The organism is Acetobacterium sp. KB-1, from assembly GCF_003260995.1.
GTDB classification, from domain to species: Bacteria; Bacillota; Clostridia; order Eubacteriales; family Eubacteriaceae; genus Acetobacterium; species Acetobacterium carbinolicum.
In genome coordinates this window covers 860,023-873,209 of sequence record NZ_CP030040.1, presented here as the reverse complement: position 1 = coordinate 873,209, position 13,187 = coordinate 860,023, and the positions used below count along the sequence as shown (strand labels likewise).

General features: G+C 40.3%; 9 protein-coding genes and 2 pseudogenes. 10 read left to right on the top strand and 1 reads right to left on the bottom strand.

Going from position 1 to position 13,187, the window contains the following annotated elements; all coding sequences use genetic code 11:
- Positions 1-199 precede the first annotated feature (199 nt).
- Entirely contained in the window at positions 200-1,099 is a 900-nt protein-coding gene (locus DOZ58_RS04055; protein WP_111887136.1) for a LysR family transcriptional regulator, read from the bottom strand.
- 185 nt (positions 1,100-1,284) lie between these two features.
- Between DOZ58_RS04055 and DOZ58_RS04050 the strand changes: the two genes are divergently transcribed.
- The 10 genes and pseudogenes from DOZ58_RS04050 (at position 1,285) to DOZ58_RS03995 (ending at position 13,030) form a co-directional block, all read left to right on the top strand.
- Positions 1,285-2,643, top strand: a complete 1,359-nt coding sequence (locus DOZ58_RS04050) for an aminomethyltransferase family protein (protein ID WP_111887135.1) — start codon at positions 1,285-1,287, stop codon at positions 2,641-2,643.
- A gap of 188 nt (positions 2,644-2,831) precedes the next feature.
- Entirely contained in the window at positions 2,832-4,502 is a 1,671-nt protein-coding gene (locus DOZ58_RS04045) for a formate--tetrahydrofolate ligase (protein ID WP_111889674.1), read from the top strand.
- A gap of 274 nt (positions 4,503-4,776) precedes the next feature.
- A complete protein-coding gene (locus DOZ58_RS04040) occupies positions 4,777-5,247 on the top strand; it encodes a nucleoside-diphosphate kinase (protein WP_111887134.1) in 471 nt (156 codons plus the stop codon).
- A 28-nt stretch (positions 5,248-5,275) separates the two neighbouring features.
- Positions 5,276-5,779 carry a GNAT family N-acetyltransferase gene (locus DOZ58_RS04035; protein ID WP_111887133.1) on the top strand — a complete coding sequence of 168 codons (504 nt, stop codon included), beginning with the start codon at positions 5,276-5,278 and terminating at the stop codon, positions 5,777-5,779.
- Between the two features lie 503 nt (positions 5,780-6,282).
- Positions 6,283-7,692, top strand: coding sequence for an aminomethyltransferase family protein (locus DOZ58_RS04030; protein WP_111887132.1), 1,410 nt, complete (start codon positions 6,283-6,285; stop codon positions 7,690-7,692).
- A gap of 263 nt (positions 7,693-7,955) precedes the next feature.
- Positions 7,956-8,180, top strand: a complete 225-nt coding sequence (locus tag DOZ58_RS04025; RefSeq protein ID WP_111887131.1) for a formate--tetrahydrofolate ligase — start codon at positions 7,956-7,958, stop codon at positions 8,178-8,180.
- A gap of 34 nt (positions 8,181-8,214) precedes the next feature.
- Positions 8,215-8,553, top strand: a pseudogene (locus DOZ58_RS04015) (formate--tetrahydrofolate ligase); the annotation flags it as partial.
- Positions 8,554-8,650: 97 nt separating this feature from the next.
- Positions 8,651-9,982, top strand: a pseudogene (locus DOZ58_RS04005) (formate--tetrahydrofolate ligase); the annotation flags it as partial.
- Between the two features lie 61 nt (positions 9,983-10,043).
- On the top strand, positions 10,044-11,573 hold the full coding sequence (locus tag DOZ58_RS04000; RefSeq protein ID WP_111887127.1) for a CdaR family transcriptional regulator: 1,530 nt from the start codon (positions 10,044-10,046) through the stop codon (positions 11,571-11,573).
- A 230-nt stretch (positions 11,574-11,803) separates the two neighbouring features.
- Positions 11,804-13,030 carry an MFS transporter gene (locus DOZ58_RS03995; RefSeq protein ID WP_242988599.1) on the top strand — a complete coding sequence of 409 codons (1,227 nt, stop codon included), beginning with the start codon at positions 11,804-11,806 and terminating at the stop codon, positions 13,028-13,030.
- The last annotated feature ends 157 nt before the right edge of the window (positions 13,031-13,187 follow it).

Sequence of the window (13,187 nt, the reverse complement as noted above, 5' to 3'; positions counted from 1 at the left end):
AATTTCAACACAAAGATCATAATGAGATAGCTTAATTCATGTATGGTTTTATGTAGTGCTGAGGGATATTATTTAAATTATAAAGCATCTCTATGTTTTTTTCAATGATACATTAATGCCTAAATGTTATCAATAGCATCCATTTCAGCTTGCTGATTTTTTCTTTAACAGTTTAGAGGTATTTTGAAAGAGCATCTTATTAATGAGCAAAAACATCTTTTGCTACCCGCAAAAACTGCGGGATCAAAGGATTGTTATTACCTATTTTGTAGTAAAAACTTGTTTGCATGGTAAGCTCAGCTTTGTTTAATGGAATCATCTTGGTATAATCCCGATCCATATGTCTGAGGCCATAGGGGACAATCGAAATGCCCTGAGATTTCTGGATAACCATGCCGATGGTATCAACCTGTTGGGAATACACAATCTTTGCCGGTTCAATCTGATAAGTGGCGAATAATCGCAGGATTTCGGTATTTAAAATATTGTTATAGGCATCTTCCGGATTCAAGAGGATTAACACGCAGTCATTTAAATCGGCAATGGAAATCGATGTTTTTTGCGCAAGAGGATTGTCAGTTAATAGAATGACACCCATTAGTTCAGTAGCGAAAACAAATCTGCGGATATGGCTATCCGGCTCAAAGCCGAAATCGCAGGTCAGTAAAAGATCGCTTTCACCGCGTTTTAGCTGGTTCATACCCTCGTTAGGCTGGCAGGAGATAATTTCAATTTGATGCTGCGGATATAATTTCGAAAATTCAAAAACAATCGGTTCCGTATAATCAGCAGTCCAATAGTAAGGGCTGCTGATTTTTAATGTTCCAAATGCTTCATCAGACAACATCAAAGCTTGTTCGCAAGTCTGATTATAGATGCGGATGATCTTTTTAAATTGATCATAGACAGATTTCCCGGCTGGGGTAATGGCGACACTGCGGGTACTTCGCGAAAAGAGTTTGACACCCATTTCCTCTTCAATAGCAGCGATATGGCGACTTAAAGCAGGCTGAGCAACATGTAAAATTTCTGCGGTTTTCGAAAAATTCAAGTTTTCAGCCAAGGTGATGTATTCAATCATATAATCAATATTTATCATCGGTAGTATCCTCCGTTACTTACATCTTACTAAAATATTGTTGTGATAGCAAGGTCACTTATGCAATTTTGGTATAAATAACTGCTAAATTTAGAATTTCACAATTTCTGTCTCAGGATCTATAATTGAGCTAAGCTTATACTGGCCGGTATAGAATTAAAAACGATAACAAGGAGTACTTTAATATGTTTTCTATTGATCATTCTGTAAATAATGGTGCATTGCATTTTATGCACTTTGGTAACAGTAAATTTTTACCATCAGTGGTAACGTCTCCAAAAGAAGAATTATTGGCAGCACGCAGCAGTGCCTGGTTGGGAGCTTTCTTAAATATTTCACCGGTATATGATGTGTATGGACCGGATGCTGATAAATTAATGAACTATGTTTGTGTCAACCGAGACTTTTCAAAATTGAAGGTTAGCTCTTCACGACATGCACTGCTTTGCAATGAAAAAGGGCAATTGCTGGCGGATGGTTTGGTAACCCGCATCGATGAACAGACTCTACGGACATACTGGCTGGCACCAGCCGTTTCATATTATGTTGATACCCTTGGGATGGACGTTAAAGGAAAATGGGTTTATGATGAATACTTTTATCAAATCGATGGACCCAAATCGCTGGAAATTATGGAAAAAGCGACCGGCAGCGACTTACACGAAATGAAATTTGCCGGAAAAATGGACGTTAAAATTGCTGGAACCGATATGTCCATTGTCAGACTTGGCATGTCAGGATGTCTTGCTTATGAGATGCATGGAGCATTGGAAAATGCCGACAAAGCATTTGCAGCGATCTTAGCAGCCGGTGAAGAATTTGGAATCAAACGGTTGGGATTTGCCCAGTACTGCAGAAATCACACCCAGGGTGGTTATCCAAACCAATGGATTCAGTTCTGGTATCCATCACTGACCAGTGGTGAAAAAATGGCTGATTACATGAAATCCGATAAATTAAGAGATGACATGAAAAATTGCAGCTATGCAAATTACTTAAGAACAAACTATCCATTTGAGGGCAGTGCCAGCGACAATGTGGAAAATGCGTTTGTAACTCCGTTTGATCTTGATTGGGATTATCTGATCAACTGGGATCACGATTTTATCGGGAAAGAAACATTATTAAAAATTAAGGATAATCCACCGCGAAAAATAACGACTTTAGAATGGAATGCCGAAGATGTGGCGGCCGTCGTTGCTTCCTCCTTCATGGGACAAGATGTTGAACCGGCTGCTGATATTACATCGACAGGTGATGGCGGCGAAAGACCTTTCGTTATGAGTAAAGTCATGCTTGATGGAAAAGTAATTGGGGTCGCCACCGGAAGAACCCAGGATTTTTATCATCGCAGAATGATTTCACTGGCGTATCTGGAAAGAGATAAAGTAGTAGAAGGCAAAGATGTCGTTGTAATCTGGGGAGACGCAGATGGCAGACAGATGGAAATTCGTGCAAAAATTGCGGCGTTCCCATATTACAATGAAGAATACCGAAACGAAACATTTGATGTCGAAAAAATACCGCATCCGACTGTTAAATAATAGTTTAAAGAAAAAATCAGATTGAAAACCTCCCTCAATTTGAAAAATCTCTTTTGATAAAATTTTAATGTGACAGGCTCCCCTGGCATTAGCTGGTCAACTCTAAAACTGGCTGATGAACGGGGGAGTATTTTACAATCAGATCTAATAAAAAATGGGAATTATTTTGAAAGTGAGAATTATTGAAAATGAAAACAGACGTACAAATCGCACAAGAAGCAACATTGCAACCGATTGCAAATGTTGCCCAAAAACTGGGTATTTTAGGAGATCAACTGGAGCTTTACGGCAATCACAAAGCCAAGGTGTCACTATCGGTATTAAAAGACAATCAGGATAAACCAGACGGTAAACTGGTGCTGGTAACGGCCATCAACCCGACACCAGCTGGGGAAGGAAAAACGACCACCAATGTGGGTCTGTCCATGGCGCTCAACTACATTGGCAAGAAAACCATCACCACCTTAAGAGAACCGTCCCTGGGACCCTGCTTTGGGGTCAAAGGCGGTGCTGCCGGCGGCGGTTACTCACAGGTTGTGCCAATGGATGATATCAACCTGCATTTTACCGGCGATTTCCATGCCATTACTTCCGCCCACAGCCTGCTGGCAGCCTTGCTGGATAATCACCTCCATCAGGGAAACGCCTTAAACATTGATATGGACCGGATTGTCTGGCGTCGGGTAGTGGATATGAATGATCGGGCCCTGCGAAAAATTACCGTCGGACAAGGCAGTCGCGCCAACGGCGTTGAACGGGAAACCGGCTATGACATTACCGTGGCCTCAGAAATCATGGCGATTCTCTGTCTGGCCTCCAGTCTGACCGATTTAAAAGAACGTCTGGGACGGATGATCGTAGCCTACAACACCGACGGTAAAGCGGTGACCGCAAGTGATCTGGAAGCCACCGGCGCCATGGCCCTGCTGTTAAAAGATGCCATCAAACCTAATCTGGTGCAAACATTGGAAAATACCCCGGCCTTTATTCATGGCGGACCTTTTGCCAATATCGCCCACGGCTGTAACTCGGTCCTGGCGACTAAAACCGCTTTAAAACTGGCGGATTACGTGGTAACCGAAGCCGGCTTCGGCGCCGACCTGGGAGCCGAAAAGTTCTTTGACATCAAATGCCGTTATGCTGGTATCAGCCCCAGCGCCGTGGTGATTGTGGCTACCGTTCGAGCTTTGAAAATGAATGGCGGCGTCGAAAAAGCGGAATTGTCCAAAGAAAATGTCAAAGCGGTGGTTTCCGGCAGTGCCAACCTGCTTCAGCATCTGGAAAACCTGAAGAAGTTTGAAGTGCCGGTTGTTGTAGCGCTCAATAAATTCCCAACCGATACGGCTGCCGAATTTGATGCCGTCATCAAATCCTGTGAAGCAAAAGAGGTAAAAGTGATTCTCTCTGATGTTTTTTCCCAGGGCGGAAAAGGCGGGGTCGAGCTGGCTGAAGAAGTGGTCAGACTCTGTGATCAAAATGTAGCTCCTTACAAACCGCTTTATGAACTGGAACTGCCGATCGAAGAAAAGATCGAAACCATTGCCAAAGAAATCTATCGGGCTGATGGCGTGGTCTTCAGTCTGGAAGCCAAGCAACAACTGGATGAGATTGTTGCCCTGGGCTTTGATCACCTGCCGGTGTGTATGGCGAAAACCCAGTATTCCTTCTCGGATGATGCGGCCCTGCTGGGCGCACCCCGGAACTTTGATATCCACGTAAAAGAAATTCGCTTATCCGCCGGAGCAGGTTTTGTGGTGGCGATTACCGGTGCAATCATGACCATGCCCGGACTGCCAAAAGTGCCGGCCGCCAATGGGATGGATATTACCGAAGATGGGGAAATCATCGGTTTGTCATAAAGTTTATCTCAATCATTAATGGATTAAACCAGTATTTTAAAAGAGTTAGTAAAAACAAAAGCTAAAACCTGAACAATACCAATACTACCGCAGATTTATTTCATACATTTCATTAATAAATCGTTCCAAATAAATTAAAAAACAATGATTCAGCGTACCAGTGATTGTTGCCCCTATCACAATGACTGGTACGGATCGGATCATTGTTTTTTAATAAAAAGGTTTTTTAAGAAATAAAAAATTCAAAAATTTAAATCAAAGAGAGGCTAAGAAAATGAAATCTTATGCATTTATCATCATGAAACCCGATGCGCTGGCGGCTGAATTGGTTGAAACCATTATCAGCCGTTTTAAAGAACATAATTTTGGGATTGAAATAGTTGGTTTTAAAAAAGCCAGTGAAACCTTGATTTTGCAGCATTATCAAGAAGTCATAGAAAAACTCGGACCAACGTTTAAAACGATCATCGTATCAGATTTGCTGAACAAGGGTATGATACCGATCATTTTAAGCCAGGATGGGCCGGATGCGATTCCAAACGCCCGGCTTTTAACCGGCGCAACCGATCCAAGCAAGGCATTTCCAGGAACAATTCGCGGAGATTATGGAAAAGACTCGATGGCGGACGCCAATCAGGAAGGCCGAAATTGTCATAATCTGATTCATTGCAGCGATTCAGAAGAATCGTTTAAGAAAGAAATAAAATTATGGTTCAATGACCGTGTCGCTGAATCATATCCTTAAAAAATTTATAAAATCAGGGAGTTAACCGATGAAATTTCAATTACGAGCATGGGAGCTGACCGATGCACCGAAAATTGTGCCACTCGCAAATAATCCCCAAGTGGCCGGCCATTTGCGAAATACCTTTCCGTACCCGTATACGCTGGACGATGCTCATTTATTTATCCTAAAAAATAAGACGCAATTCAGACAAAAACAAATAAGTCAAGCGATTGTCATTGATGATCAGGTTGCAGGTTCAATTAGCCTACTGAGGCAAGATGATATTGGCTGTAAAAGCGGTGAATTAGGGTTTTGGCTGGGAGAATCTTACTGGGGAAAAGGGATCACGACACAAGCAATTATCGAATTATGCAAAAAAGTTTTTTCAGGATCCGATCTCATGCGAATCTATGCCAGACCATTTTCCGAAAACAGTGGTGCCCGCCGTGCTTTAGAAAAAGCTGGCTTTCAACTGGAAGGAACATTTAAGAAAAGTGTTTATAAAAACTCCGAACTAGCTGATTCGTGTATGTATGCACTTGTTCGATAAAATGTAATGGAGCGAATTTATTATTCATTCAAACAATAATTTATCTAAAGCATCCACATAGTAATGGCTCTTCAATGCTTATGATGAAATATTAACTGAAGTTGGATTTTTGAAGAATCTTTGATAAAAGGATTTAGACCATTTAACTCAATTTTATATTCCAGGGTATATTGGGCCTTCCAGATTAATTTATTTTGATCTGGAAGGCTTTTTTCTGTAAAATATGTATTGCAGCATTTTACTAATTTAAAATAATTTGATCAAATAATAAATAAATAAAGTTGTCTTTACGATAATAAATTAAGTTTCACAGCTTAGTTTGCAACTAATCTCGTTAATGATCAAAAATTAACTAAATGAAAAGAATAAAACACAAAAAGCAATATATAATCTTTTCTTTACGAATATTTGGAATGAGAGGATTCTATTTATTCGTTTTCAATAAAAATGAAAACGATCTATAATGACCTTAGAAAACATTTACAAATACGGGAGGTAATTTTATGAGTTACAAAGAACTGGCATTAAGTTATGAAAAAGAAACGAATTTTGGTTTATTTCACAGCCCGGTCGTTCCACCGGACCTTTCTCAAGCAAGAAATCTGCATCACTATTGCACCTATGCCGCAAATCCTTATCAAGCGGGTTTGCAGCCAAGCGAGTACAGTGGTTGGAGAGCGGAAGAAGTGGCATGGCATGAAAGCTGTTATATTCACACTGGTTTAAATCCGTCGCCGACATATAAATTTGGCGGTCCTGATTCATTCAAGTTTTTAAATAAATATTTTGGCAATTCCTTTGGTACATTCCCGATCAATAAAGGCAAGCATGGAATCATGTGCGACGAAGCAGGCAGAGTAATGATGGATGGCGTACTGATGAGAACTGGTGAAGAAGAGTTCATTACCTACTGGCTGGCACCATGGGTTGCGTACTGTGTTCATACAAGCGGAATGGATGTTTGGGGCGAAGATTTAACAGAAAAAGTATTTTTATTCCAACTAGGCGGACCAACTTCGTTACAGATTCTTGATGCGGCAAGCGGCGTTAATTTACATGATATCCCATTCTTTGGAATGAAAAAAACAAAAATAGCCGGCGCCGAAGTAACGATTATTCGTGTCGGGATGGCAGGTTCATTGGCGTACGAGGTCCATGGCAATATTGAAGATTCCATTCCTGTGTTTGAGATGATCATGAAGGCCGGCCAAAAATATGGCATTGAGCGACTTGGAGTCGCTGCTTATAATATGACCCATTGGGAAAATGGTTTCCCGCAAGCTTATATTGACTTCCTGTTCCCATGGTTTGAAAACGAAGCATTTGCTGCATTTTTATCAGCCAATGGCATGGTAGCAGGCGATTTGATTTCGAATGATGCGCTTAGCGGAAGTATGGGCAAAGATCTTCAAAAACGATATCGTAACCCAATTGAACTCGGTTGGGGTAAAACCATCAACTACGATCATGATTTCATTGGAAAAGAAGCGCTAATGAAAATTGAAGAAGAAGGTACTTATCGACAAATGACCACCCTTGAGTGGAATATCGATGATATTCTCGAGATACACCGTTCTCAGTTTACCGAAGACCCTTTCCAGGATATTGCTATGCCTGATGATTTTTCTTTCGGTCATCCGAGTTACCATGCTGATATGGTGCTTGATCAAGATGGAAACGAGATCGGTATTAGTACCGGCCGTATGATTGCATGGTATTACAAAAAAATGATTTCACTTTGTTCAATTGAAAAAGCTCAAAACATTATTGGCAACGAAGTCTATGTTCTCTGGGGTGATCCGGGAACAAAACAGAAGAAAATTCGTGCTAAAATTGTCCGTTATCCTTATATGGACGAAGGCAGAAACCAGAAAGTGGATGTCAGCCAAATACCCGTCGGCACAATGGATTAAGATTCCTTCAGTTTAACAAAAAAAACAATTAAATATTTAACCAGTACGGAAAAGATCCAGCTATTATTAACTAAAATTTTTAATAGCGGGTCTTTTTTGTTGGGTAAGAAAATTGCCTACTTTGGTTATTACTGACGAAATGTATGTTGATATTTCTAATTAAAAAACGATTACAAACAAAAATGAGTATATTATAATGAACATCAAAAATTGAATTAGCATATCAACATTTTAAATTATGTGAAACAGAAATAGGAGAATTTATGAAAACAGACGTACAGATCGCACAGGAAGCAAATCTGCAACCGATTGCAGATGTTGCTTCAAAACTGGGTATTCCAGAGGATCAACTGGAGCTTTACGGCAATCACAAAGCCAAGGTGTCACTATCGGTATTAAAAGACAATCAGGATAAACCAGACGGTAAACTGGTGATCAACTGGAGCTTTACGGCAATCACAAAGCCAAGGTGTCACTATCGGTATTAAAAGACAATCAGGATAAACCAGACGGTAAACTGGTGATCAACTGGAGCTTTACGGCAATCACAAAGCCAAGGTGTCACTATCGGTATTAAAAGACAATCAGGATAAACCAGACGGTAAACTGGTGCTGGTAACGGCCATCAACCCGACACCAGCTGGGGAAGGAAAAACGACCACCAATGTGGGTCTGTCCATGGCGCTCAACTACATTGGCAAGAAAACCATCACCACCTTAAGAGAACCGTCCCTGGGACCCTGCTTTGGGGTCAAAGGCGGTGCTGCCGGCGGCGGTTACTCACAGGTTGTGCCAATGGATGATATCAACCTGCATTTTACCGGCGATTTCCATGCCATTACTTCCGCCCACAGCCTGCTGGCAGCCACTCACAGGTTGTGCCAATGGATGATATCAACCTGCATTTTACCGGCGATTTCCATGCCATTACTTCCGCCCACAGCCTGCTGGCAGCCACTCACAGGTTGTGCCAATGGATGATATCAACCTGCATTTTACCGGCGATTTCCATGCCATTACTTCCGCCCACAGCCTGCTGGCAGCCCTGCTGGATAATCACCTCCATCAGGGAAATGCCTTAAACATTGATATGGACCGGATTGTCTGGCGTCGGGTGGTTGACATGAATGACCGGGCATTAAGAAGGATCACTGTTGCAAGAGGGAGTCGCGCCAATGGGATTGCCCGGGAAACCGGTTATGATATTACGGTAGCCTCGGAAATCATGGCAATTCTCTGTCTGGCCTCCAGCCTGACTGATTTAAAAGAACGTCTGGGCCGGATGATCGTCGCTTATAACACCGACGGTAAAGCAGTGACCGCCAACGATCTGGAAGCTACCGGGGCTATGGAATTGCTGTTAAAAGACGCCATCAAACCCAATCTGGTGCAAACTCTGGAAAATACCCCGGCCTTCATTCATGGCGGTCCCTTTGCCAATATCGCCCATGGTTGCAACTCAGTCCTGGCCACTAAAACTGCTTTGAAACTGGCGGATTACGTGGTAACCGAAGCTGGATTTGGCGCCGACCTGGGAGCCGAAAAGTTCTTTGATATTAAATGCCGTTATGCCGGCATCAGCCCCAGTGTGGTAGTGATTGTGGCAACCGTACGGGCGCTGAAAATGAATGGCGGCGTTGAAAAAGCAGAATTGGCCAACGAAAATGTCAAAGCAGTGGAACTTGGCAGTGCCAACATTGTTCAGCATCTGGAAAACCTGAAAAAATTCAACGTGCCGGTTGTGGTTGCCATCAACAAGTTTCCCACCGATACGGTTGCTGAATTTGATGCCATCAAACAGGCCTGTGAAAAAGAAGATGTTAAAGTCGTGCTCTCCGATGTCTTTTCACAAGGTGGAAAAGGCGGGGTCGAGCTGGCTGAAGAAGTGGTCAGACTCTGTGATCAGAATGCGACACCTTACACACCGCTTTATGCACTGGAACTGCCCATCGAAGAAAAGATCGAAACCATTGCCAAAGAAATTTACCGGGCTGATGGCGTGGTCTTCAGTTTAGAAGCCAAGCAACAACTGGATGAGATTGTTGCTCTGGGCTTTGATCATCTGCCGGTGTGCATGGCAAAAACCCAGTATTCCTTCTCAGATGATGCCGCTCTGCTTGGGGCACCCCGAAACTTTGACATCCACGTGAAAGAAATTCGTCTATCCGCCGGCGCCGGTTTTGTGGTAGCAATTACTGGTGCAATCATGACCATGCCCGGTCTGCCAAAAGTGCCGGCAGCCAACGGTATGGATATTAGCGAAGATGGGGAAATCATCGGTTTATCATAGCTAAAACAGCTATTCAAATGTAAAAAATTGTATAGGTAAATAATTTTGAGGAGCGAGATCCATGAAGCTAAGTATGAGTATTATAAAAAACAGCATCGAACCCTATATAAAATTTGGTCATATAAGCAATGATGAGTTGCAGCTTGATTCTTACGAATTATATGTTGCAGGCTCAGATGATTTGGATACTTCCAATCTATATATTTTTAAAGCCGCAGAATTCCTTAATCCTCAATATTTACCAAATAATTTGAATATCTTATGCTGCGGCATACCTGGAGATTTCAAGATGGAAAACTATTTGTACTTGAACATCCTTGTTGTCAGTAATATTTCAATTGAAATGATCCTCAATATTACTATTTCCACATTTAAAAAATACAATAATTTAAGTGAGAAATTCAATAAATTGGTCTATAAGGATGTCAATTTTCAAAAACTCATCGACTTAGCTACCGAAATATTAGAGATGCCGCTTTGTATGTTGGATTTAAATCATAACGTTCTGGCGATCAGTTCAAAAATGGATGCGCCTGATGATCTTATCTGGCAGGCAATGAAAGAAGGTTATGGTTATGAACATTATGATTTAGTTTCTATCAGCGAACCTAAAATTAAAGATATTATTAAATTAGATCCGCCAACAATTGAAATACCTTCGAATATCAGCGGTCATTATTTAAAAGTCTCAGCACTACTAAATGGCAGACATGCAGTGGCGATGATCGGCATGCATAAGAAAAATGATTTTTACAATCCCTTTGAAAAACATACGATTCAGCTATTTAATTATATTGTTGAACATATCAATGAAAATATTAATGCCTTTTATGATAAAAAGCCAGATCGGGGGTTTTTCTATGAGCAATTTTTACTGGATACCATATCAGGAGAATTATCAGATCGAAACGCCATCAATAAGCATCTCTTAAAGCTGGGGTTCAAATTGAGCTCAAAATACCAGATGGGTCTTATTTCATTTCGAAAAGGTATGATAAGAACGGATTATTATATTACAATTATGAATTATATTGAAAGAATCATAAAAAATTCAAAATGTGTTTTTTTGGAATCCAATATTTATATTATTATCCCACTTGAAAAGGAAAGATATTTAACCGATGAAATTCAATTAAAACTATCAGATTTTTTGGATTGCAATCATTGTTATTTGATTTTGAGCTCTGTTTTTGTAACCTTTCAGGAACTGCCAAATATAAAAGAAATATTTGACTTTATTGTAAAATTCGTTGATAAAGATAAGAAAAATATTTATCATTTTCATGAATATGTCAGTATTTACAGTATGGATTTATTGGCAAAAAAAATATCAATGGACAATCTTTTCCATCCGCTCATTCAAAAATTGATTGATTATGATCAGGAGCACAAATCGAACTACTATGAAACATTCAAGATTTTTATTCGAAATCAAAGCAGTTACACAATCACATCGAAAGACCTACACATGCATAGAAATTCGTTAAAAAATAGAATCAACCGAATTGAGGAATTGCTTGGAGATGATTATAAAAGACCTGAAATAAGAGAAGAACTGATATTTTACATGAGATATATGGATGAATTTTAACACGGCTAAACCGTAGCTTATAAATTTAAGCTGCGGTTTAGTATTTTTTTGAGGGTTTTGTAATGTGCATAATGAACAGTGTTAATTTTATGTCTGTGCACGATAGCATTGATTGCGATGTTCTGAAAACGATAAAATACCGCTATGAAGATTCGCGCGCGACGAATACGAATGAATTTTTCAATCCTTAACGGTGTTACTAGTGTAATCGTTAACGATTGTGTGTGGCAATGTTTAAACTAAACATAAACAACGCTGCGGAAAGGGGAAAAATGCAAAATAAGCAAAAATTAAAAATTGGGATTTATAGTGCTGCAATACTCATGATGGGGGTTATCGGAGTAGCTGGTTCATTATCAACAATTGGTGCTAACTTTCCGGATCTTAATCAAACAATGATAACGAGTTTAATTTCGATTCCTTGTTTGATAATCATACCAGTAACATTAATAACTGGAAAACTAATGGAAAGTGTTGCAAAAAAAGTACTCTTAATTATTGGAATATTGGCATTTCTTTTTGGTGGTATTATTCCAGGGCTGATGACAGATTTTACCATGATTTTAATCATGAGGGGTATCTTAGGTATTGGTATCGGGATTATCCAAGTTACGTGTTCAGCTTTAGTTGCTGAGAATTTCGAAGGGGCTGAACGTGAAAAAGTCCAAGGCAACATGACGTCGGCTCAAATGCTTGGATGTGGTGCAATGGTGTTTATTGGAGGATGGTTAGGTTCAATTGCATGGAATATCGGGTTCTACGTACATTTTATTGGAATTATTTCCTTAATGGGGGTAATTGCCCTGGTACCATTTAAAAAACCAGAAAAAAGCGTTGTTTCTAAAAATAGCGAAAAAGTAAAAATTACAACTCAAGCATGGGGTTGGATAGGATTGATGTTTATCTTTTTTATTGGCGGTCAAATCTATTCAAATTCGCTTTCTTTTTTGATCAATGACTATCAGCTTGGCACGGCAGCAACCGCCGGTTTAGGCTTAGCATTCTTTGCTTTCGGTGGTTTTGTTATGGGAATGTTGTTTGGGAAACTTGCAAATACCGCGAAAAGTCTAACTTTTGCGATTGGTCTCCTGTTATTGTCGGGCTCATATTTACTAGTAGCATTTGCCGGCAGTATGACGATGATTTATGCGGGCAGTCTTATTTGCGGAATTGCATTTTCAATTTGTATGCCGGCTCTGTTTATCGGTGCGGCAAGCTCAGTTGAACCGCTGGCGGTTGGGATGGTAGTCGCAATTGCAACATGTTCACTGAACCTGGCCATGTTTTTGTCACCATATGTTGTTAATCCGATCGCCGCTATGTTAGGACAAGGCGTAAATAATAACCAGATGGCATTTATCTTTGGCGCAGCGCTCATCGGGGCAATGGGAATCATTGCTTTAATCTGGGGATTTCTAAAAAGCAGGCGAGAAATACCTGAAATTGAAATGAAGTAGAATTCTTAAATATTCAATTGATATCTTTTTTAAAATTGATAAATGATACGTATCCGTTTTTCGATCTAGTGAAAAAAGATTAATAGCATCAGCAATCATTAATGCGGTTGGGTTGCATGATCAAATCGTGTAACCCAACAAATTTAGAGGAGGAAAA

What these genes read in the sequence shown, in the direction of transcription:
- DOZ58_RS04045 (WP_111889674.1), top strand. Translation starts at nt 2,832, where the DNA reads ATGAAAACAGACGTACAAATCGCACAAGAAGCAACATTGCAACCGATT.
- DOZ58_RS04025 (WP_111887131.1), top strand. Translation starts at nt 7,956, where the DNA reads ATGAAAACAGACGTACAGATCGCACAGGAAGCAAATCTGCAACCGATT.
- DOZ58_RS04055 (WP_111887136.1), bottom strand. Translation starts at nt 1,099, where the DNA reads ATGATAAATATTGATTATATGATTGAATACATCACCTTGGCTGAAAAC.
- DOZ58_RS04050 (WP_111887135.1), top strand. Translation starts at nt 1,285, where the DNA reads ATGTTTTCTATTGATCATTCTGTAAATAATGGTGCATTGCATTTTATG.
- DOZ58_RS04030 (WP_111887132.1), top strand. Translation starts at nt 6,283, where the DNA reads ATGAGTTACAAAGAACTGGCATTAAGTTATGAAAAAGAAACGAATTTT.
- DOZ58_RS04035 (WP_111887133.1), top strand. Translation starts at nt 5,276, where the DNA reads ATGAAATTTCAATTACGAGCATGGGAGCTGACCGATGCACCGAAAATT.
- DOZ58_RS03995 (WP_242988599.1), top strand. Translation starts at nt 11,804, where the DNA reads ATGTTTAAACTAAACATAAACAACGCTGCGGAAAGGGGAAAAATGCAA.
- DOZ58_RS04000 (WP_111887127.1), top strand. Translation starts at nt 10,044, where the DNA reads ATGAAGCTAAGTATGAGTATTATAAAAAACAGCATCGAACCCTATATA.
- DOZ58_RS04040 (WP_111887134.1), top strand. Translation starts at nt 4,777, where the DNA reads ATGAAATCTTATGCATTTATCATCATGAAACCCGATGCGCTGGCGGCT.